We start from the raw sequence: 20,020 nt of genomic DNA, 5'->3' as shown, positions 1-20,020 counted from the left end.
GTGAAATGGAGCTGACGATGAAACGATCTTTTACCCTACCCAGTCTGCTGCTGAGCGCAGCAACTGCCAACACCACGGCACAATCAGCGGAATTCGCCAGTGCGGATTGCGTCACTGGCCTGAATGAAATTGGCCTGATTTCCGTGAATAACATTGCCGGCAGCCAGCAGGACGTTGAACATGCCATCGCCGTGAAGGCCGATGAGCAAGGCGCGTCGTGGTACCGCATCGTACAGATGTACGAAGAGCAGCAGCCGGATAACTGGCGGGTACAGGCGATTCTCTACGCCTGAGGCGCCTGGCGCCCACGTCCCATCGCACGTAGCAATAAATCGTCCAGCGTCGGCGCATCCAGACGCATACCGCCGCGCGTGTCGAGCATCATCCGACACCAGGCTTCCGCCAGCGGCGGTGAGGCGTAACGCAGCATCTGCGCCCCGACACCGAGCATATAAACCAGACGGGTAATCTCTCTGCCCTGCTCTTCAGCGGGCCGCCGTAACAGCTGCTGCAGCTGCCGCCAGGCACGGTCAAAGTGACGATTCTGCCCTTTCACCTCGGCACACTCTGCCGCCAGCAGCTCCAGCGCCGCCGGATGCTTGCTCAACACCCGCATCACATCCAGGCACATAATATTACCGGAGCCTTCCCAGATGCTGTTGACCGGCATCTCGCGATACAGACGCGGTAGCTCACTCTCTTCGCAGTAGCCAATGCCGCCCAGCACCTCCATCGCCTCCGCAACAAACGGCATCCCGGCTTTACAGATGGCAAATTTCGCCGCCGGCGTCCACAACCGGGCCCACAGCACCTCGTTAACATCATCACGGCGATCCCACGCCCGCGCCAGGCGGAACAAAAAGGCGGTTTGCCCTTCCAGACGCAGCGCCATCTGACCCAGCACCTGGCGCATCATCGGCTGATCGACCAGGTATTTACCGAAGGCCTGGCGTTGCAGCGCATGGTACAGCGCGACCGAGTACGCCCGGCGCATTAAGGCGTGGCTACCCAGCGCACAATCGAAACGGGTCAGGCCGCCCATTTTCAGGATCTGCCGCACACCATCGCCTTCATCGCCAATCAGCCAGCCATGGGCCTCAAACAGCTCCACTTCGCTGCTGGCGTTAGCGCGATTCCCCAGCTTATCTTTTAGCCGTTCGAGGTGCAGCGCATTACGCTGCCCGTCGGGAAGCAAGCGGGGCACGAAAAAGCAGGAGAGACCTTCCGGCGCCTGGGCCAGCACCAGATGCGCATCGCTTTGCGGAACCGAGAAAAACCACTTATGTCCGGTCAGAAGGTAAAAACCTTCCGCCGTTTTTTCTGCCCGGGTGGTGTTAATCAGAACGTCAGATCCCCCCTGCTTTTCCGTCATTCCCATGCCAATTAACACCCCGCGTTTCTGCTGGCCTGGGGCAAGGTGCGGATCGTAGCGGTCGCTTAGCAGCGGTGACAGCCAGTCGCTGAACGGTTCAGGCACCGCGCGCTGCAACAGCGGTGTGGCGGCGAAGGTCATGGTTATCGGGCACAATGTCCCTGCCTCCACCTGAGCGTGGAGCAAAAAGCGGGCGGCACGCGCGACAAACGCCCCGCTGCGGGCCTCGTCCTGCCAGGCGAGGTTATGGACCTGGTTTGCGCAAAGCCCCTGCATCAACAGGTGCCAGGCAGGGTGAAAACGGACATCATCCAGCCGGTTGCCGCTGGCATCGTAGCGTAGCAGCTCCGGCGGATTGCTGTTCGCCAGCCTCCCCAGCTCCAGCGATTCCGCGGTCCCCAACTGCTGGCCGATACTGGCCAGTAAATCGCTATCCCATCCCGCACCTTCGCGCCCTACCGCTTCACGCAGGGCGGTATCCGACAGGAACAGGTTGCTATTGCACAGCGGCGTGGGTTGGTTAAAGACGGTGTGCGTCTGCCAGTGCATGGTGTTTCCCTCCCTCAATGGCGTTGCCATTAAGTATGGTCACCCTGAACCAACCTCGCCCGCGAAAGCAGTCACAAAAAAACCATCCCGAGGGATGGTTTTGCATTTTTGCGCTTAGCGAAACAAGGTGTTTAGCTACGCTGGCGCACCGCTTCAAACAGGCAAATACCGGTCGCCACCGAGACGTTCAGGGAAGAAACGCTGCCGGCCATCGGGATGCTGATCAGCTCATCGCAATGTTCGCGGGTCAGACGACGCATGCCTTCGCCTTCTGCGCCCATCACCAGCGCCATCGGGCCGGTCATTTTGCTCTGGAACAGCGTGTGGTCAGCTTCACCGGCGGTCCCGACGATCCAGACGTTCTCTTCCTGCAGCAAACGCATGGTGCGTGCCAGGTTTGTCACGCGGATAAGCGGGACATTCTCTGCCGCGCCACAGGCAACTTTTTTCGCCGTCGCGTTGAGCTGTGCAGAGCGGTCTCTCGGCACAATCACCGCATGAACGCCGGCGGCATCCGCGCTACGCAGGCAGGCGCCCAGGTTGTGCGGGTCGGTGACGCCATCCAGAATCAGCAGGAACGGCTGATCGAGGGAGGCCAGCAGGTCAGGCAGATCGTTCTCCTGGTACTGCCGTCCCGGTTTCACGCGGGCGATGATCCCCTGATGTACTGCCCCTTCGCTTTTCTCGTCAAGGAACTGACGGTTAGCGACCTGAATCACCACACCCTGCGCTTCCAGGGCGTGAATCAACGGCAGCAGACGTTTATCTTCACGGCCTTTCAGAATATAAACTTCCTGAAAACGCTCTGGAGCGCGTTCAAGCAGGGCCTGCACCGCGTGGATGCCGTAAATCATTTCACTCATTGATGTACTCGTTACGTGTTGGTATTGCCGTTTCGGCTTTGCAGACCGGGCGCCCCGGTCTGCAACATTGATCGATGCTTATTCAGCGACTTTTTTCTTCGCCGCACGCTTCGCCTTGGTCGCCGCCGCGATTTTCTGCGTCTTGGCTGACGGCTTTTTAGCGCTCTTGTCTTTCTTCGCTTTCGCCGGCTTCGGTTTACCCTTATCACCACGGAAAGCGCTGTCTGGCTCGAAGTTCACCTGCTTGCCCGCCTGGCGACGACGGCCAGAAGGTTTACCTGCGGTGTTCGCCTTTTTGGTTTTCTCCCGCGCGGTCTTACCGACGTTGCGCGGACCGCGTTCGCTGGAGATCAGCGAGAAGTCGATCTTACGCTCGTCCATATTGACCGCTTCCACGCGGACTTCCACGCGGTCGCCCAGACGGTAAGTCTGGCCACCGGATTCACCTATCAGGCGTTGCCCGACCTGATCGAAACGATAGTAGTCATTATCGAGGGATGAAACATGAACCAGGCCATCGATAAACAGTTCATCAAGACGCACGAAGAAACCAAAGCCGGTGACGCTGGCAATCACGCCTTTGAAGACGTTGCCCACCTGATCCAGCATGAAATCACATTTCAGCCAGTCAGACACTTCACGGGTGGCCTCATCGGCACGGCGCTCGGTCATCGAGCAGTGCGCGCCCAGCTGCAGCATTTCGTCCATGCTGTAGTGCCAGCCGCCGGTTTCGGTGCTGTTGCCTTTATGACCCTGCTCTTTCGCCAACAGATACTTGATCGCCCGGTGCAGCGACAGATCCGGGTAACGACGAATCGGTGAAGTGAAATGGGCATAGGACTGCAGCGCCAGGCCAAAGTGACCACGGTTTTCCGGATCGTACACCGCCTGCTTCATGGAGCGCAGCAGCATCGTCTGCAGCATTTCATGATCCGGACGGTCAGCAATCGAAATCAGCAGCTCAGCATAGTCTCGCGGCTCTGGCTTATTCCCGCCAGGTAGCTCCAGGCCCAGTTCCGCCAGCACGGAGCGGAACGCGGTGATCGCTTCGGTGCTCGGCTTATCGTGAATACGGAACAGCGCGGGCTCCAGCGCCTTCTCAACGAAACGCGCGGCGGAGATGTTCGCCAGAATCATGCACTCTTCAATCAGCTTGTGCGCATCGTTACGCTGCGTCTGCTCAATGCGTTCGATACGACGTTCAGCGTTGAAGATGAACTTCGCTTCTTCACTCTCAAATGAGATCCCACCGCGTTCTTCACGGGCGCTATCCAGCACTTTATAGAGAGTGTGAAGTTCTTCAATATGCTTCACCAGCGGCGCATAGTGCTCACGCAGTTCCTGATCGCCCTGCAGCATATGCCACACTTTGGTATAGGTCAGGCGCGCGTGTGAACTCATCACCGCTTCATAGAATTTATATCCGGTCAGGCGCCCTTTGGAGGAGATGGTCATCTCACACACCATGCACAGGCGATCGACCTGCGGGTTCAGGGAGCACAGGCCGTTGGAAAGCACTTCCGGCAGCATCGGGACAACCTGAGACGGGAAGTAGACCGACGTTCCGCGGCTACGCGCTTCCGCATCCAGCGGCGTGCCGGGGCGGACATAGTAGCTGACATCAGCAATCGCAACCCACAGGCGCCAGCCGCCACCGCGTTTTTTCTCACAGTAGACCGCATCATCGAAATCGCGGGCATCTTCGCCATCGATCGTGACCAGCGGCAGGTCACGTAAGTCTACGCGGCCCACTTTGGCCTCTTCCGGTACCTGTTCTTTCAGCACCGAGACCTGTTTTTCCACCGCCGGTGGCCAGGTATAAGGGATTTCGTGGGTGCGCAGCGCCATATCGACCGCCATGCCGGTGCCCATGTTGTCGCCCAGCACTTCAACGATTTTGCCGATGGCTTTGGTACGACGGGTTGGGCGTTGGGTCAGTTCAACCACCACCACAAAGCCCATCCGCGCGCCCATGACCTCTTCCGGCGGAATTAAGATATCAAAGCTCAGACGGCTGTCGTCGGGCACGACGAAACCGACGCCGGCGTCAGTGAAGTAACGGCCGACAATCTGGCTGGTTTTCGGCACCAGAATACGCACCACGCGCGCTTCGCGACGGCCTTTACGATCGGCACCCAGCGGCTGCGCCAGGATCTGATCGCCATGAATACACATTTTCATCTGCTCGGAAGAGAGATAAAGGTCGTCTTTGCGTCCTTCGACGCGCAGGAAGCCGTAGCCATCGCGGTGGCCGATAACGGTGCCTTTAAGCAGGTCCAGACGTTCCGGCAGCGCGTAGCACTGGCGACGGGTAAAGACCAGTTGTCCGTCACGCTCCATCGCGCGCAAACGACGACGCAGCCCTTCGAGCTGCTCTTCTCCTTCGATATTCAGTTCTATCGCCAGCTCTTCGCGGCTGGCCGGTTTTTCACGTTTTGTTAAATGATCGAGGATAAATTCCCGGCTTGGGATTGGATTCGCATACTTTTCAGCTTCGCGGTCCTGGAAAGGATCTTGTGACATGTCGGTTCCTCCGTTGTCATCTCTGATGTGAGTTTACGTCACTCCACCAGTAATAATTTATAAAGCGGTTGATTTTCTTCAACCAAATCAGCCAGCGTGTAGTTATCTAGTTCCTTAAGAAAACTTTGCGCAGCTTCAGCAAGCGCCTTTTTCAGGCGGCAGGCGGGAGTAATGTGGCAAAATTCGCTGCTGCAATTGACCAGCGATAACGGCTCCAGATCGCGGACAACATCACCAACACGAATAGCTTGCGCTGGTTTACCCAGGCGAATCCCCCCGTTTTTCCCCCGCACGGCCATAACGTAACCAGCACGGCTTAACTGATTGATTATTTTAACCATATGATTACGGGAAACGCCGTAAACCTCCGTCACTTCGGAGATACTCGTCATTCTTCCATCCGGCAACGACGCCATGTAGATCAGCGCACGTAATCCGTAATCCGTAAAACTCGTTAACTGCACATCAACCTCAGGGTAAGGGGGAACGGTCAGCACTCTGGCTTCAGTTGCTGCGCGAACGGGCGCATCCTGAATGCTTTAGAGCATTGATCCTCGGGTAAAAACGATATTGATACTGTATTGATGATAAACCAGCCAGCGCTCAGGCCGCTAATTTATTTGAAATGGGGCGGGTGAACAGCAAAAACAAGGGCGCCTGAACGGCGCCCCAGGTTATTGATTATGCGTCGAACGGGTCGCGCAGAATCATCGTCTCAGAACGGTCAGGACCGGTAGAGATGATATCAACCGGTACACCGGTCAGCTCTTCAATGCGAGCGATATAGTTCAGCGCTGTCTGCGGCAGGCCGCTACGTGCTTTCACACCGAAGGTGGTTTCAGACCAGCCCGGCATGATTTCATAGATCGGCTCAATGCCTTCCCAGTTATCAGCAGCCAGCGGCGTGGTAGTCACTTCGCGGCCATCTGGCATACGGTAACCGACGCAGATTTTCACTTCTTTCAGGCCGTCCAGCACGTCCAGCTTGGTCAGGCAGAAGCCAGACAGGGAGTTGATCTGCACCGCGCGACGGATCGCCACGATATCCAGCCAGCCGGTACGACGACGACGGCCAGTGGTGGCGCCGAACTCGTTACCCTGCTTGCACAGGAACTCGCCGGTTTCATCGAACAGCTCTGTCGGGAACGGACCTGCACCAACGCGAGTGGAGTAGGCTTTGATGATCCCCAGAACGTAATCGACATAACGCGGACCCAGACCGGAACCTGTCGCCACGCCACCAGCAGTGGTGTTGGACGAGGTCACGTACGGATAGGTACCGTGGTCGATATCCAGCAGAGTACCCTGCGCGCCTTCGAACATCACGAAGTCGCCACGCTTGCGCGCCTGGTCCAACAGATCGGACACATCAACAACCATCGCCGTCAGGATGTCGGCAATCGCCATCACATCATCCAGCACTTTCTGATAGTCAACCGCTTCTGCTTTGTAGAAATTCACCAGCTGGAAGTTGTGATATTCCATCACTTCTTTCAGCTTGTCAGCAAAGGTGGCTTTATCAAACAGATCGCCCACGCGCAGACCGCGACGAGCGACTTTATCTTCGTACGCAGGGCCGATACCGCGACCGGTAGTACCGATAGCTTTCGCGCCACGTGCTTTCTCACGAGCCACATCAAGTGCTACGTGATAATCGAGGATAAGCGGGCAGGCTTCAGACAGCAGCAGACGCTCACGAACAGGGATACCACGGTCTTCCAGACCTTTCATCTCTTTCATCAGCGCAGCTGGAGACAGCACAACGCCATTACCGATAATGCTGGTAACGTTTTCGCGGAGAATACCTGATGGAATAAGATGGAGGACGGTTTTTTCACCGTTGATTACGAGAGTATGGCCAGCGTTGTGACCACCCTGGTAGCGCACGACATATTTAGCCCGTTCAGTCAGGAGATCGACGATCTTCCCTTTACCTTCGTCACCCCATTGGGTGCCCAGTACGACGACGTTGTTACCCATTTTTCAAAATCACCGTTTGCTTAAAAATGGATTCTACCATCGCTTTTTCAGAGTTACAGCACTTTTTGCAGCCAATATCAGGCAAGTCTGACCACTTTTTGATCAGCTTAACGATTTCGTCAACATGTAGTAGATGACGAACCCAGCGACCACAAGACCACCGCCAAAACGGCGTAATAAATTATCCGGAAGCTGGGTCATTGTCGCAATCATTCGCCGCCAGGCACGTGGATAAAGCAGTGGCCCGAGCCCTTCCAGAACTAAAACCAGCGCCAGTGCCAGCCAGATTGTTGAATTCATTATTGACCCTTAGAGAGAAAGCTGACCGCTGCGGCAGAGCAACGTGTAAATTGGACTTTTGCCGCATTGTCCGGCATTTCGCCTTGATTATGTACTGCTTTCGCGCACAAAAGACCATAACCGATTGTGCTGCGGCTGTTTATTAGATTTGCCTATAAAAAAAGGCGCCTGTAAAGGCGCCTTTTCATCATATCATCCACAAATCAGCGAGTAGTCGCCGCAGGTGATTTCATATAACGGAAGAAATCGCTGTCCGGGCTGAGCACCATCACATCCTGATTGCTCTGGAAGCTGTTCTCATAGGCACGCAGGCTACGGATAAAGGCATAGAAGCCTGGATCCTGGCTGAATGCATCAGCAAACAGCTTAGCGGCATCTGCATCACCTTCACCACGCATGATACGGCCCTGACGCTCCGCTTCAGCCAGTGTCTTGGTGACTTCATAGTCCGCGGTAGCACGCAGCTTCTCAGCCTCTTCCTGGCCTTGTGAACGGTGACGACGAGCAACCGCTTCACGCTCGGCGCGCATACGGTTGTAAATCGCTTCAGACACTTCCGCCGGCAGGTTGATCTGCTTGATACGCACGTCAACGACTTCAATACCCAGTGCCGCCATACTGTTCGGGTTAATCACCGGGACTTTACCGTTGGTTTCTGTCGCCACGCGCTCCGCCGCTTTGGCGATAGCATCGTCGGCAGCCGGGGTGCTGACTTCATCTTCAGTCCCTGCAGAACCGGAGTTCAGGGCATCGCGTACTTCCAGGGTCAGACGACCACGGGAGTCGGTCACGATATCTTTCACGTCCAGGCGACCAATTTCAGAACGCAGACGGTCAGAGAACTTACGCTTCAGCAGTACCTCGGCCTGGGAGACGTCGCCGCCGCCGGTTGCCAGGTAGTAGCGGCTGAAGTCGCTGATACGCCATTTAATGTAGGAGTCAACGATCAGGTCTTTCTTCTCTTTAGTCACAAAGCGATCGGCCTGGTTGTCCATGGTCTGAATACGCGCATCCAGCGTTTTCACTGATTCAATGAACGGGATCTTGAAGTGCAGACCCGGCGCATAGACCAGCGGTTTATTTTCGCTATCGCGCAGGACTTTACCAAAGCGCAGCGTAATACCACGCTCGCCTTCTTTGACAACAAAGACAGACATGTAAAGCACTACCAGCACGATAACCACTATCGCAATAACAGGTTTACGCATCGTTATTCCCCCTGACGCTGGTAGTCGTTACGCTGCGCGTTAGCGCGGCGTTGGTCCATGATATTGCCGTCCGTAGTGGTCGACGTCGTGCTGGCGCTGCTTGAGCTTGACGCAGGCGGCAGGCGCAGCAGATCGCTGGCACCACTGCTACTGTTCTTTGCCGCTGGGGTGCCAGCGCCTTTCAGCATCTGGTCCAGAGGCAGAACCATCAGATTGCCGCCTTTATCGTTAACCAGCACTTTGCGGGTGTGGCTCAGCACTTTTTCCATGCTTTCGATATACAGACGTTCACGGGTAATTTCCGGCGCAGCTTTATACTCTGGCAGGATTTTCGCAAAGCGAGCAACTTCACCCTGCGCTTCGAGTACGGTCTGAGTCTTGTACGCACGCGCCTCTTCAAGGATACGCTGCGCCTGACCATTGGCTCGCGGCTGCACTTCGTTGGTATACGCTTCAGCTTCACGGATGTACTGCTGTTCGTTCTCACGAGCGGCAATCGCATCATCAAATGCGGCTTTCACCTCTTCCGGCGGACGAGCCGTCTGGAAGTTGACGTCCAGCAGAGTGATACCCATGTTGTACGGACGAATCGTCTCTTCCAGCTCACGCTGGGTATCGCTACGAATAACGGTACGACCTTCGGTCAGAATGCGGTCCATCGTGTACTTACCAATAACGCCACGCAGGGCGCTGTCGGTCGCCTGACGCAGGCTGTCGTCTGCGCTGGCTACGCTAAACAGGTAGCGCTCAGGATCGGTCACGCGATACTGCACGTTCATCTCAACGCGTACGACGTTTTCATCGGACGTCAGCATGACGCCAGAAGCCGCCAGTTCACGTACTGATTCAACGTTAACGGCCTGCACGTTATCGATAAAGGTCGGCTTCCAGTTAAGACCAGGCTCAACCAGATGACTGAATTTACCAAAGCGTGTTACCACACCACGTTCCGCTTCCTTGATGGTATAGAAACCGCTGGCTGCCCAGATAATTACCGCAGCGGCGGCAACGATGCCGACAATGCGTCCGCCCATCGGGCCGCGTGGTCCTTGAGAGCTGCTACCGCCCCCCTGGCCACCTTTACCGCCACCGAGACCGCCAAGTTTTTTACTTAACTTGCGGAAGATATCATCCAGATCGGGCGGCCCCTGCTCGCGACCACCTTTATTGCCATTTCCCCCGGAGTTGCCGCCTTGGTTATTGCTGCTCCCCCACGGGTCGCGGTCCTGTCCGTTATTACCGGGCTGATTCCACGCCATGTATATGCTCCATATTTGTTTTTGATATCCCCACAGGGGTTAATATCTTCAGGCAAGCTGCAAGGTCAAATCACGTAATCAACCAGCGCTGGCTCTTGTTTACAGAGGCGACGCCAGTCAACGATCGGCATGCGCACCTGCAGACTCACGCTGCCGTCATCCTCCATCCACTCTTTTTCTATCGCCTGAAGCTGATAGAACCGACTTCTCAGTCGCCCTTCCTGTGGCGGTAGACGCAGCGTGTGCTGTGCCACTTCACCGGAAAGTCGTTCCGTCAAAGCCTGAAAAAGCAGTGGTACGCCAACTCCGGTCTGGGCGGAGAGCCAGACCCGAATCGGTTTATTCTCTTCATCCCGATCGATACGTGGTTCAAAATCATCCAGCATGTCGATTTTGTTCATTACCAGCAGCATCGGAATTTCATCGGCCTCGATTTCAGCGAGTACCGTATTAACTGCATCAATGTTTTCCTGCACGCGGACATCGGCTGCATCAATCACATGCAGCAGCAGGGTCGCCTGACGCGTCTCCTGCAGGGTGGCTTTAAACGCGGCAACCAGATCGTGCGGCAGATGGCGAATAAAGCCGACGGTATCCGCCAGCACGGTCTCGCCAACATCGGCGACATCAATGCGACGAAGCGTTGGATCCAGCGTTGCGAACAGCTGGTTCGCAGCATAAACCTCGGCTTCGGTTATCTGATTGAACAGCGTTGATTTTCCGGCGTTGGTGTAACCCACCAGCGAGACGGTTGGAATATCGGCTTTGGCTCGAGACCGCCGTCCTTGTTCACGCTGTTTTGACACCTTTTCCAGCCGCCCCAGGATCTGCATGATCCGGTTACGCAGCAGTCGACGGTCAGTTTCGAGCTGGGTTTCACCCGGGCCGCGCAAACCAATCCCGCCTTTTTGTCTTTCAAGGTGGGTCCAGCCACGAACCAGGCGCGTGGCCATATGGCGTAGCTGTGCCAGCTCAACCTGCAGTTTCCCTTCATGGGTACGTGCGCGCTGGGCAAAAATATCTAAAATAAGACCTGTGCGATCGATAACCCGGCATTCGCATAAACGTTCCAGGTTTCGTTCCTGAGCCGGGCTCAGAGCATGATCGAACAGCACGACTGACGCGCCGGTCGCTTTTACGGCTTCCGCAATTTCGACAGCCTTACCTTCACCAACAAAATATTTTGGGTGCGGTGCTTTACGGCTACCGGTAATCACCTGCATTGCTTCGACACCGGCAGAGGAGACCAGGGATTCAAACTCCTGAAGGTCTTCCATATCTTTGTCTTGCGAAAAATAGATGTGTACCAGCACCGCCTGCTCACCGGCATCATAACGGTCAAACAAGCATAAACCCCTTATCAAATACCAGCGGAGAACCCAGTTACCCGTCGTCTTTCAGGTCGCATGCGTTGGTGCTCTGACCCATACGGGTCACCAAACACCGCTTTCAATATGCGTCTGACAAATGTGTTGTACCCAGTCATTCACTGACGTAAATGACTGGGGAGTCACGACATGCCGCTTACCTGAAACCTGAAATGCATCGGTAAAACCTGGCTCCCCGGCATGGAAAAACAGCGAAACCTTACTCGGTATCTTCGCTGTCTTGCTGCGGCGCAGAAGAACCCTGCGCGCTACCACCATGGTGATAGTTGCTTGTACCGCCGCCAGCATTATTGCTGTGGTGAGACACCGGGCGAGACGGGACAACAGTAGAAATTGCGTGCTTGTAGACCATCTGGCTGACCGTGTTTTTCAACAGGATCACGAACTGATCGAAAGACTCAATTTGCCCTTGCAGCTTAATACCATTCACCAAATAAATAGAAACCGGAACACGTTCCCGACGCAAAGCGTTCAGGAACGGATCTTGTAAAGATTGCCCCTTAGCCATTCTCTCTTTTCCTTATATGTATGCTTGTTTTGTACTCAGAACCTTACGATTCTTAAAAAAAATTACGCACGATACCGTTTAATTGTACACGTTCAGTCCTGGCTCGCACCAACTACCTGTAATACTTTGTAGAGCGCCTGTTCAGGGTGTTCACTATCTAACCAGTGAATATCTTCCCAGCCACGCAACCAGGTGATCTGACGTTTAGCTAACTGTCTCGTCGCGCAAACACCTCGATAAACCATTTCATCATACGAGATCTCGCCTTCAAGGTATGACCACATCTGGCGGTATCCAACACAACGAATGGAAGGCATGTCCGTATGCAAATCTCCGCGGGCAAAAAGCGCCCGTACTTCTGCTTCAAAACCCGAAGCCAACATCTGATGAAAACGCTGTTCAATGCGCTGATGGAGCAGTTCACGGCTCGCCGGGGCGATGGCGAACTGATGCACCTGGTAAGGCAGAGCGTCTCCTGACGTTTGCGTCAGTTCCGTTAAAGTTTTACCCGAAATGAAAAAAACTTCCAGTGCTCGGGAAAGTCTTTGCGGATCATTTGGATGAATACGCGCGGCGGCAACGGGATCGATCTCCTGTAGCTGCCGGTGCAATGCGTGCCACCCCTGCTCTGCTGCCTGCTGCTCAATGTTGGCCCTGACCTGAGGGTCCGCCGACGGTAGCGGCGATAAACCTTCCAACAACGCTTTGAAATACAACATGGTTCCGCCAACCAGTAGCGGAATGCGCCCGGCAGCGACGATATCCGCCATTTCTGCCAGCGCATCGCGGCGAAAATCAGCCGCGGAATAAGCCTCTGCTGGATCGCGAATATCCAGCAACCGATGCGGCGCGGCACTCTGCTCCGCGGCATCCGGCTTGGCAGTACCGATATCCATTCCTCGATAGATAAGGGCGGAATCAACACTAATCAACTCTATCGGTAAAATTTTACGCAACGCAATCGCTAATGCGGTTTTACCGGAGGCCGTTGGGCCCATTAAAAATATTGCCTTAGGCAGGCTCGCCGTAGTGACATCACTCATCTTTCAGGGCATTCATCGCCGAATGTAAATCAACAGGTTGTAACAGACCACCCGGCGGCGCTTTTACCAGTTGCGGGCACAAACGTTCAACGTCTGCCAGAACGGTAATCGCCTGCGCCATATTCCACTGCGCATGCTCGCTTGCCAGATTACGCGCAATCCACTGCGCGATGTTGCCGACGTCGAATGCCTTTTGCTGCGCCAGGTAGCCTATCAGTTCAGGAATCAAGATTTGTAAATTTTGTTGTCTTAAGGGTAAAGGCACGGCGCGCACCGTTAAATGTTGCGCGTCCGGTTGCACATCGATACCCAGTACTGCCAGGGCCGATTGGGCTTTACCCAGCGCCTCTTTTTCCGCCGCGGAAGCCTTCAGACGCAGCGGGATCAACAGAGGCTGCGCGCAAACCGGCTCGACCTGCGGCGTCAACTGTGCCTGCCGTAACCAGCGCTCCGCGACCGGCAACGACAGCAGCGCCAGCTTGCCGTCGCGCTCCAGCAGCGTGCAATCGCCGCCGACAATAGTCAGCACGCGGCCAAAGCTCTGGCTATGGCCGGATAACCCTTCCGCCGCCGGCGTCGGCACAACGTTTTTACGCTCTGCCGCGGGAGTATCCAACAGTTGGCGATAGAGCGCGCCCTGCTGTTTCTGGTAGCCCGGCTGCGCATGCGGCCAGCTGGCCGCCCCTGCGGCTGCAGGATTGGTGGGAGTGCGTGGCGTATCGCTGGAATAACGAGGCGCGGCAGGCTCACGCGCCAGCGCGGGTTGCGCGAAATGGTTACCTCCCGCTGCCACCCGGTTTTCCGGAATCTGCGGCCGCGACGGCGCCATCTCGTCATCGTCCTTCACCAGCGGCGCCTGAAGCTGCTGCTGGAGCACGCTCAATACGCCCTGGTAGATAAAATCATGCACCAGGCGCGACTGATGGAAACGGACTTCATGCTTCGCCGGATGGACGTTGACATCCACCTGGTGCGGATCGATCTCAAGATAGAGGACAAACGCCGGTTGCTGATCCGCCCCGAGCTTATCTTCGCAGGCCTGACGAATCGCGTGATTAATTAACCGATCGCGCATCATGCGGCCATTCACATAGCAGTACTGAATTTCCGCCAGTGCCGGGTTGGTATGCAGCGGATCCGCCACCCAGCCGCGCAGCGTCAGGTCGCCATGCTGCCACTCAATCGCCAGGGCATGTTCCAGAAACGGCATACCGCAGATCGCACCTAGCCGCCGCTCGCGTTGCCCACCTTCTGGCACAGCACGATACTGACGCACCGCTTTGCCGTTGTGGCTGAGATTAATCGTGACGTCGAAGCGCGCCAGTGCGATGCGTCTGACGATCTCATCGATATGGCCAAATTCGGTCTTTTCGGTACGCATAAACTTGCGTCGCGCCGGGGTGTTATAGAACAGATCCAGCACTTCGAGAGTGGTGCCAACCGGGTGTGCCGCCGGTTTGACCGTCACCTCCTGATCGCGACCTTCAGCATATGCCTGCCACGCTTCCTGCTGCTCCGCGGTGCGAGAGGTGAGCGTCAGCCGGGCAACCGAGCTGATACTGGCCAGCGCTTCGCCGCGAAAACCGAGGCTGATAATGGCTTCCAGATCGTCGAGGGTGGTGATTTTACTGGTGGCGTGGCGAGCCAGCGCCAACGCCAGCTCATCCTTTTTGATACCGCAGCCGTTATCACGAATGCGGATAAGTTTTGCGCCGCCGCGTTCGATATCAATATCAATCCGCGTGGCGCCAGCATCGAGACTGTTTTCTACCAGCTCCTTCACCACCGACGCCGGACGTTCCACCACCTCACCTGCGGCAATCTGGTTGGCGAGCTGCGGCGGTAGAACCTGAATCGGCATGACTGACTCCTTAATTGATCAACGTCCTGCCAGGCGACGTGGCGCTGGCGGTTTGCGCTGGCTCACCGTGGGGGGCCGATTGTAGCGGGTGCTGCATAAAGTAGTTACGCAGGCCGTTATAAATGGCTTCGGCAATCTGCTGCTGATAATTATCGCTGCCCAACAGGCGCTCTTCCCCGTTGTTACTGATAAAGCCGGTTTCCACGAGGATCGACGGGATATCCGGCGAGCGCAGAACGCCCAGGCTAGCGTGTTCAGGGCGACGTTTGTGCAGATCGCCCACCCGCTGCAGCTGGCTTAATACGTTTGTCGCGACATCATACCCGACGCGCTGAGAATGGCCGAACTGTAAATCCAGTACCGCCTGGCTGAGATAAGGGTCTGACTGGCTGTTTGCCAGCACATCCCCCGCTCCACCGAGTAGTTCAGACTGCTTCTCGTGCTGTTCAAGCCAGCCCGCCATTTCGCTGTTTGCACGGCGGTTGGACAGCACCCACACCGATGCACCGGTAGCATCGCGGTTCGGCGCCGCATCGGCGTGAATCGACACCAGGAAGTTCGCATTCTGCTTACGCGCCACGTCTGAGCGGCCCATTACCGAAATAAAATAGTCGCCATCGCGAGTCAGCACCGGCTTAAACAACGGGTCGGCATTGAGCAGCGTGCGCAGCTTGCGGGCAATCGCGATGGTGACATTTTTCTCTTTGGTACCATTCGGTCCGATAGCGCCAGGATCCTGGCCACCGTGACCGGCATCGATCGCAATAATGACTTTTTCATCCGTGGCCACCGCGCGTGTCACCGGGCGCGTCGTGCTCTGGTTGTTGGTCATCGCGGTGGGTCGTTCACTCCCAGATGCGCTAAATGGGTTACGTGCCGGCGCTGTCGGACGTACAGGCACTATCGGTGCTTCCACCCGCTTTGCGACCACCGGTGGTGGCGGTGGAGGTGGCGGCGGTGCATCGGCATTAATAGTAAAGACGACGGTATAGTTCGAGCCATTTTGCTGTTTCACGGCACGTGTTTTGCCATTTTCGGTCAGATCGACCAGCAGGCGCAGCGTCTGTGTATCCGCCGCCGTCCCCGCACGAATGCTCTTCACCAGATTGTTGCCGCTAAACAGCAACGGCAGCCCCTGAAGCGCGCCGCTCTGCTTAATATCCAGCGCCACGGTACGTTTCCCCTGCGCGCTAAACGAGTATTCAGGATCGCCAATAAAGCTGATGGTGATACGGGCCTGTTGATCGCCATTGGAGACCTGGATATCGGACAGACTTGCCGCAGTCGCCTGAATGCTTAACAGCATCAGCGCAGCGGCCAGCCAACTGGTTATACGATGGATCATCCCGTTATCCCTCAGGCTAAACGCGTCAATACAGACTCACCTAATGAGGAGACCGCCGTCACGCGCGCCTCACGCCCTTGTGCCTGATACTCAAGATGGATTTCGACATCCGGCTCAGGCAGTACACCCGCACCTTGTTGAGGCCATTCCACCAGGCAGATGGCATCGTTTGCAAAATAATCACGGATCCCCATAAATTCGAGCTCTTCAGGATCCGCCAGACGATAGAGATCAAAGTGGTACACCATCAGATTTTCGAGGGTGTAAGGCTCTACTAGCGTATACGTCGGGCTTTTGACATTGCCGCGATGGCCGAGGGCGTGGAGAAAACCGCGACTAAAGGTCGTTTTACCCGCGCCTAAATCGCCATACAGATAGATGACCGTGGCGCCGGAACAGGCCTGCGCAAGGCGGTCACCAAGGTCTAAAGTTGCCTGCTCGTCGGGTAAAGGAATCACTCGGTTAATCATGGTCTAGGTCAATCACATCCGGGTTAACAACACGCCTGAGCGTGGAAAAAAGATCGGTCGCCAGCATCCCACGGCTGCCATCACGGGCAGCCAGCCGGTCAGCGGCTTCGCCATGCGCAACACATCCGGCGCAGGCAGCATCATACGGCGTCAGTCGTTGTCCTGATAGCGCGGCGATAATGCCGGTCAGCACATCGCCCATGCCGCCGCTGGCCATGCCCGCGTTGCCAGCATCGATAATACCCATCTCACCTGCTTCGCTGGCCACCACCGTACCCGCGCCTTTCAGCACGACCACGCCCCCGTACTGTTTTACCAGACGTTGCGCAGAAAGTAAGCGATCGCTTTCAATTTCTGCCACGCTGCAGTTCAACAGACGGGCGGCTTCACCGGGGTGCGGCGTCAGCACACGATTGTGACGTTTATCGGGAGTGATTGCCAGCAGGTTCAACGCATCCGCATCCCAGACCATTGGTTTAGGAAAGTGCGCCACCTGACGCAGCGCCTGAGCGCCCCATTCGCGCTGCCCGAGCCCGGGGCCAATCGCCACCACATCGGCCCATTGCAGACTCTCATCGAGGATCTGGGTTGTCAGTTCGTGGACCATCAGCTCAGGCCGGGCCGCAATAATGGGAAAAATATTGTCTTTGTGAGTAAGCACTCGCACCAGACCGGCCCCGGCCCGCAACGCCGCTTCACCGGCCATGCGAATTGCGCCTCCGGTGCCGCAATCACCACCGATAATCACCAGCTTACCGTGATCGCCTTTGTGCGATGTCGGGCGTCTTGGCGGGAGCCAGTCGGCCAGTTGCGAGGCGTCGAAACGCCGTAGCGGCACCGTCTGGCCCGCCAGCCAGCTTTCCAGCCCGAGGGCATGGTAATAAAGCCGACCAACCACATCCCGGGCTTTCCCTGTCAGTAGCCCTGGTTTGAGGCCAATAAACGTGACCGTACAGGCAGCGTCGATCGCCGCCCCAGGGGTCGCCCCCGTTTGCGCATTGAGTCCGGAAGGAATATCCAGCGCCACCACCGGGGCCGGATGGGCATTCGCACGCTGGATCAGCGTGGCGACATTTTCCCGCGGCGCACTCTGTAACCCGGTACCAAGAAGCCCGTCGATAATCAGATCGATATCCTGCGGCCAGGGGATTTCCGCCGCATGAATAGTCCCGCCGGCATCCAGCCAGGCTTCACGGGCGGCGGCGGCCTCTTCCGGCAGCGGCTTATCACTCTCGACTGCCAGCAGCGTCACGCGAATACCGTCGGCCTGCGCCAGACGCGCCACCACATAGCCGTCGCCGCCGTTATTGCCGTGGCCGCAGAGAATCAGCCAGTGCTGGCTGGCAGGATAGTCGGCCCGGGCATGTTGATAAGCTGCCTCGCCGGCGCGCTGCATCAGCTCAAACAGCGTCAGGCCGAGGCTGTCCGCCGCCGCTTTTTCGGCGCGTCGCAGCGCATCTGCAGGCCAAATGAAGTGTGGTATACTGACAGGGTTTTTTGTCATTGTATGGTCCATCATGTCTCAGCCCCTCGATCTCAATACGTTAGCGCAGCAAATCAAGCAATGGGGCACTGAACTAGGGTTCCAGCAGGTCGGCATTACCGACACCGATCTCAGCGCCAGCGAACCTAAACTGCAGGCATGGCTGGACAAACAATACCACGGCGAGATGGAATGGATGGCGCGTCACGGTATGATGCGCGCCCGTCCCCATGAGCTTCAGCCCGGTACGTTACGCGTGATTAGCGTGCGGATGAACTATCTCCCCGCCAACGCCGCTTTCGCCCGCACCCTGAAAGATCCCTCGCTGGGTTACGTCAGCCGTTATGCCCTTGGGCGTGATTATCATAAGCTGCTACGTAACCGCCTGAAAAAACTCGGTGAGATGATTCAGGAACAGTGTACTTCGCTCAATTTTAGACCGTTTGTCGATTCTGCGCCCATTCTGGAGCGCCCGTTAGCGGAAAAAGCCGGTCTGGGCTGGACTGGTAAGCATTCGCTTATTCTTAATCGCGATGCCGGGTCGTTCTTTTTCCTCGGCGAACTGCTGGTCGATATCCCTCTTCCCATCGATAGCCCGGTAGAGGAAGCGTGCGGGCGCTGCGTGGCCTGCATGACGATCTGCCCGACCGGGGCGATCGTTGAACCGTATACCGTCGATGCCCGCCGCTGTATCTCCTATCTGACCATCGAACTGGAAGGGGCAATACCAGAAGAGTTTCGTCCGCTCATTGGCAACCGTATCTATGGCTGCGACGACTGCCAGCTCATCTGTCCGTGGAACCGCTTCTCGCAGCTAACCGATGAAGAGGACTTCAGCCCGCGTAAAGCGCTGCACGCCCCGCCGCTGGTGGAGCTGTTTGCCTGGAGCGAAGCGCATTTTCTGAAAGTTACCGAAGGGTCCGCGATCCGCCGCATTGGTCATCTGCGCTGGCTGCGTAATATTGCCGTTGCGCTGGGCAATGCCGCCTGGGATGACGCGCATCTCAGCGCGCTGGAGAGTCGCCGAGGTGAGCACCCACTACTCGATGAACACATTGAGTGGGCGGTCGCCCAGCAAATCGAGAAGCGAAATACTGACGTCATTGAAGTGCAGTTGCCGAAAAAACAGCGGCTGGTTCGGGTGATTGAAAAAGGACTGCCAAGGGATGCCTGATTCATTCACAGGCTGTGAATAAAAACAAAAACACATTGCGTTTCAACATACAGACGTTCGTCAAGTGATCGCGATAACACTTTGAAATGAATTTTTATTATTAAATTTCAATACGATGGACTGATATTATTTACAAAATGAAGTTATTCATCTGGAAATGCGCAGACGCTAACCTGTGGATAACTCTGTTTACAGTATTTTTGATGTGATGCGGAAAAGCATCGCAGATGCGATTTGCACTGTGGATAAACTGAGGATGAGAAGAAAACTTGGAGCGGGAAACGAGACTCGAACTCGCGACCCCGACCTTGGCAAGGTCGTGCTCTACCAACTGAGCTATTCCCGCTTGGGTATGGTGACTTTCAAATTTTGGAGCGGGAAACGAGACTCGAACTCGCGACCCCGACCTTGGCAAGGTCGTGCTCTACCAACTGAGCTATTCCCGCTTGGGTATGGTACTTTTCAAATTTTGGAGCGGGAAACGAGACTCGAACTCGCGACCCCGACCTTGGCAAGGTCGTGCTCTACCAACTGAGCTATTCCCGCGTACTTCTGGGTATTTCTGGCCATATTTCTACGGCGTCGTGATTTGCATTTCTGCTTCGTCACGGGAGGCGCATTATACGAGAATTCGATGGAGCTGCAACCCCCCGGCGAACACTTTTTTGTGTTTTTTGTCTGAATGGACACTTTA

Annotated in this window: 17 protein-coding genes and 3 tRNA genes; 2 read left to right on the top strand and 18 right to left on the bottom strand. The window is 56.2% G+C overall.

Translation table 11 applies throughout. The features are described from left to right. Nucleotides 1-17: 17 nt before the first annotated feature. Nucleotides 18-293: a DUF1471 family protease activator YjfN gene (gene yjfN, locus EDF82_RS23360; RefSeq protein WP_174509889.1), complete on the top strand. Its 276-nt coding sequence runs from the start codon at nucleotides 18-20 to the stop codon at nucleotides 291-293. Here yjfN and EDF82_RS23355 read toward each other — a convergent pair. The 15 genes from EDF82_RS23355 to nnr form a co-directional block, all read right to left on the bottom strand. Then, entirely contained in the window at nucleotides 284-1,921 is a 1,638-nt protein-coding gene (locus EDF82_RS23355) for an isovaleryl-CoA dehydrogenase (protein ID WP_123757854.1), read from the bottom strand. The two genes, yjfN and EDF82_RS23355, sit on opposite strands and share 10 nt — an antisense overlap. Before the next feature lie 131 nt (nucleotides 1,922-2,052). Beyond that, nucleotides 2,053-2,784, bottom strand: coding sequence for a 23S rRNA (guanosine(2251)-2'-O)-methyltransferase RlmB (gene rlmB / locus EDF82_RS23350; protein WP_123757853.1), 732 nt, complete (start codon nucleotides 2,782-2,784; stop codon nucleotides 2,053-2,055). 78 nt (nucleotides 2,785-2,862) lie between these two features. Next, on the bottom strand, nucleotides 2,863-5,307 hold the full coding sequence (gene rnr / locus EDF82_RS23345; RefSeq protein ID WP_123757852.1) for a ribonuclease R: 2,445 nt from the start codon (nucleotides 5,305-5,307) through the stop codon (nucleotides 2,863-2,865). Nucleotides 5,308-5,345: 38 nt separating this feature from the next. Further along, nucleotides 5,346-5,771, bottom strand: coding sequence for a nitric oxide-sensing transcriptional repressor NsrR (gene nsrR, locus EDF82_RS23340; protein WP_123757981.1), 426 nt, complete (start codon nucleotides 5,769-5,771; stop codon nucleotides 5,346-5,348). A gap of 217 nt (nucleotides 5,772-5,988) precedes the next feature. Then, nucleotides 5,989-7,287 carry an adenylosuccinate synthase gene (locus EDF82_RS23335; RefSeq protein WP_123757851.1) on the bottom strand — a complete coding sequence of 433 codons (1,299 nt, stop codon included), beginning with the start codon at nucleotides 7,285-7,287 and terminating at the stop codon, nucleotides 5,989-5,991. 102 nt (nucleotides 7,288-7,389) lie between these two features. Next, a complete protein-coding gene (locus tag EDF82_RS23330) occupies nucleotides 7,390-7,587 on the bottom strand; it encodes a DUF2065 domain-containing protein (protein ID WP_123757850.1) in 198 nt (65 codons plus the stop codon). A gap of 203 nt (nucleotides 7,588-7,790) precedes the next feature. After that, nucleotides 7,791-8,795, bottom strand: a complete 1,005-nt coding sequence (gene hflC / locus EDF82_RS23325) for a protease modulator HflC (RefSeq protein ID WP_123757849.1) — start codon at nucleotides 8,793-8,795, stop codon at nucleotides 7,791-7,793. A 2-nt stretch (nucleotides 8,796-8,797) separates the two neighbouring features. Beyond that, nucleotides 8,798-10,054: an FtsH protease activity modulator HflK gene (gene hflK, locus EDF82_RS23320; protein ID WP_123757848.1), complete on the bottom strand. Its 1,257-nt coding sequence runs from the start codon at nucleotides 10,052-10,054 to the stop codon at nucleotides 8,798-8,800. A 65-nt stretch (nucleotides 10,055-10,119) separates the two neighbouring features. Beyond that, nucleotides 10,120-11,400, bottom strand: a complete 1,281-nt coding sequence (gene hflX / locus EDF82_RS23315) for a ribosome rescue GTPase HflX (protein ID WP_123757847.1) — start codon at nucleotides 11,398-11,400, stop codon at nucleotides 10,120-10,122. Between the two features lie 241 nt (nucleotides 11,401-11,641). Further along, the gene (hfq, locus tag EDF82_RS23310) at nucleotides 11,642-11,950 is read right to left on the bottom strand and encodes an RNA chaperone Hfq (RefSeq protein ID WP_004857035.1); all 309 of its coding nucleotides are present in this window, start codon (nucleotides 11,948-11,950) and stop codon (nucleotides 11,642-11,644) included. Nucleotides 11,951-12,042: 92 nt separating this feature from the next. Continuing rightward, on the bottom strand, nucleotides 12,043-12,993 hold the full coding sequence (gene miaA, locus EDF82_RS23305; RefSeq protein ID WP_123757846.1) for a tRNA (adenosine(37)-N6)-dimethylallyltransferase MiaA: 951 nt from the start codon (nucleotides 12,991-12,993) through the stop codon (nucleotides 12,043-12,045). Further along, nucleotides 12,986-14,854 carry a DNA mismatch repair endonuclease MutL gene (gene mutL, locus EDF82_RS23300; protein ID WP_123757845.1) on the bottom strand — a complete coding sequence of 623 codons (1,869 nt, stop codon included), beginning with the start codon at nucleotides 14,852-14,854 and terminating at the stop codon, nucleotides 12,986-12,988. Before mutL ends, miaA begins: the two co-directional genes overlap by 8 nt. Before the next feature lie 10 nt (nucleotides 14,855-14,864). Then, the gene (amiB, locus tag EDF82_RS23295) at nucleotides 14,865-16,199 is read right to left on the bottom strand and encodes an N-acetylmuramoyl-L-alanine amidase AmiB (RefSeq protein ID WP_123757844.1); all 1,335 of its coding nucleotides are present in this window, start codon (nucleotides 16,197-16,199) and stop codon (nucleotides 14,865-14,867) included. 11 nt (nucleotides 16,200-16,210) lie between these two features. Beyond that, nucleotides 16,211-16,669: a tRNA (adenosine(37)-N6)-threonylcarbamoyltransferase complex ATPase subunit type 1 TsaE gene (gene tsaE, locus EDF82_RS23290; protein WP_123757843.1), complete on the bottom strand. Its 459-nt coding sequence runs from the start codon at nucleotides 16,667-16,669 to the stop codon at nucleotides 16,211-16,213. Further along, nucleotides 16,662-18,173: a bifunctional ADP-dependent NAD(P)H-hydrate dehydratase/NAD(P)H-hydrate epimerase gene (nnr, locus tag EDF82_RS23285; protein ID WP_187042226.1), complete on the bottom strand. Its 1,512-nt coding sequence runs from the start codon at nucleotides 18,171-18,173 to the stop codon at nucleotides 16,662-16,664. Before nnr ends, tsaE begins: the two co-directional genes overlap by 8 nt. 13 nt (nucleotides 18,174-18,186) lie before the next feature. Here nnr and queG point away from each other — a divergent pair, with 13 nt between their 5' ends. Beyond that, a complete protein-coding gene (gene queG / locus EDF82_RS23280) occupies nucleotides 18,187-19,326 on the top strand; it encodes a tRNA epoxyqueuosine(34) reductase QueG (protein ID WP_123757841.1) in 1,140 nt (379 codons plus the stop codon). A gap of 270 nt (nucleotides 19,327-19,596) precedes the next feature. On the opposite strand, the gene EDF82_RS23275 is transcribed toward queG, so the two are convergent. The 3 genes from EDF82_RS23275 to EDF82_RS23265 all read right to left on the bottom strand — a co-directional run bounded on the left by EDF82_RS23275 (nucleotide 19,597) and on the right by EDF82_RS23265 (nucleotide 19,872). Further along, nucleotides 19,597-19,672: transfer RNA gene (locus EDF82_RS23275), tRNA-Gly, on the bottom strand. A gap of 24 nt (nucleotides 19,673-19,696) precedes the next feature. Then, nucleotides 19,697-19,772: transfer RNA gene (locus EDF82_RS23270), tRNA-Gly, on the bottom strand. A 24-nt stretch (nucleotides 19,773-19,796) separates the two neighbouring features. Continuing rightward, nucleotides 19,797-19,872: transfer RNA gene (locus EDF82_RS23265), tRNA-Gly, on the bottom strand. Nucleotides 19,873-20,020: the final 148 nt, after the last annotated feature.

It is taken from the genome of Klebsiella sp. BIGb0399 (assembly GCF_003752615.1).
Lineage (GTDB): Bacteria > Pseudomonadota > Gammaproteobacteria > Enterobacterales > Enterobacteriaceae > Klebsiella > Klebsiella lignicola.
Note: the sequence above shows the minus strand (reverse complement) of the source record. Positions and strands in the feature narration are given on the sequence as shown.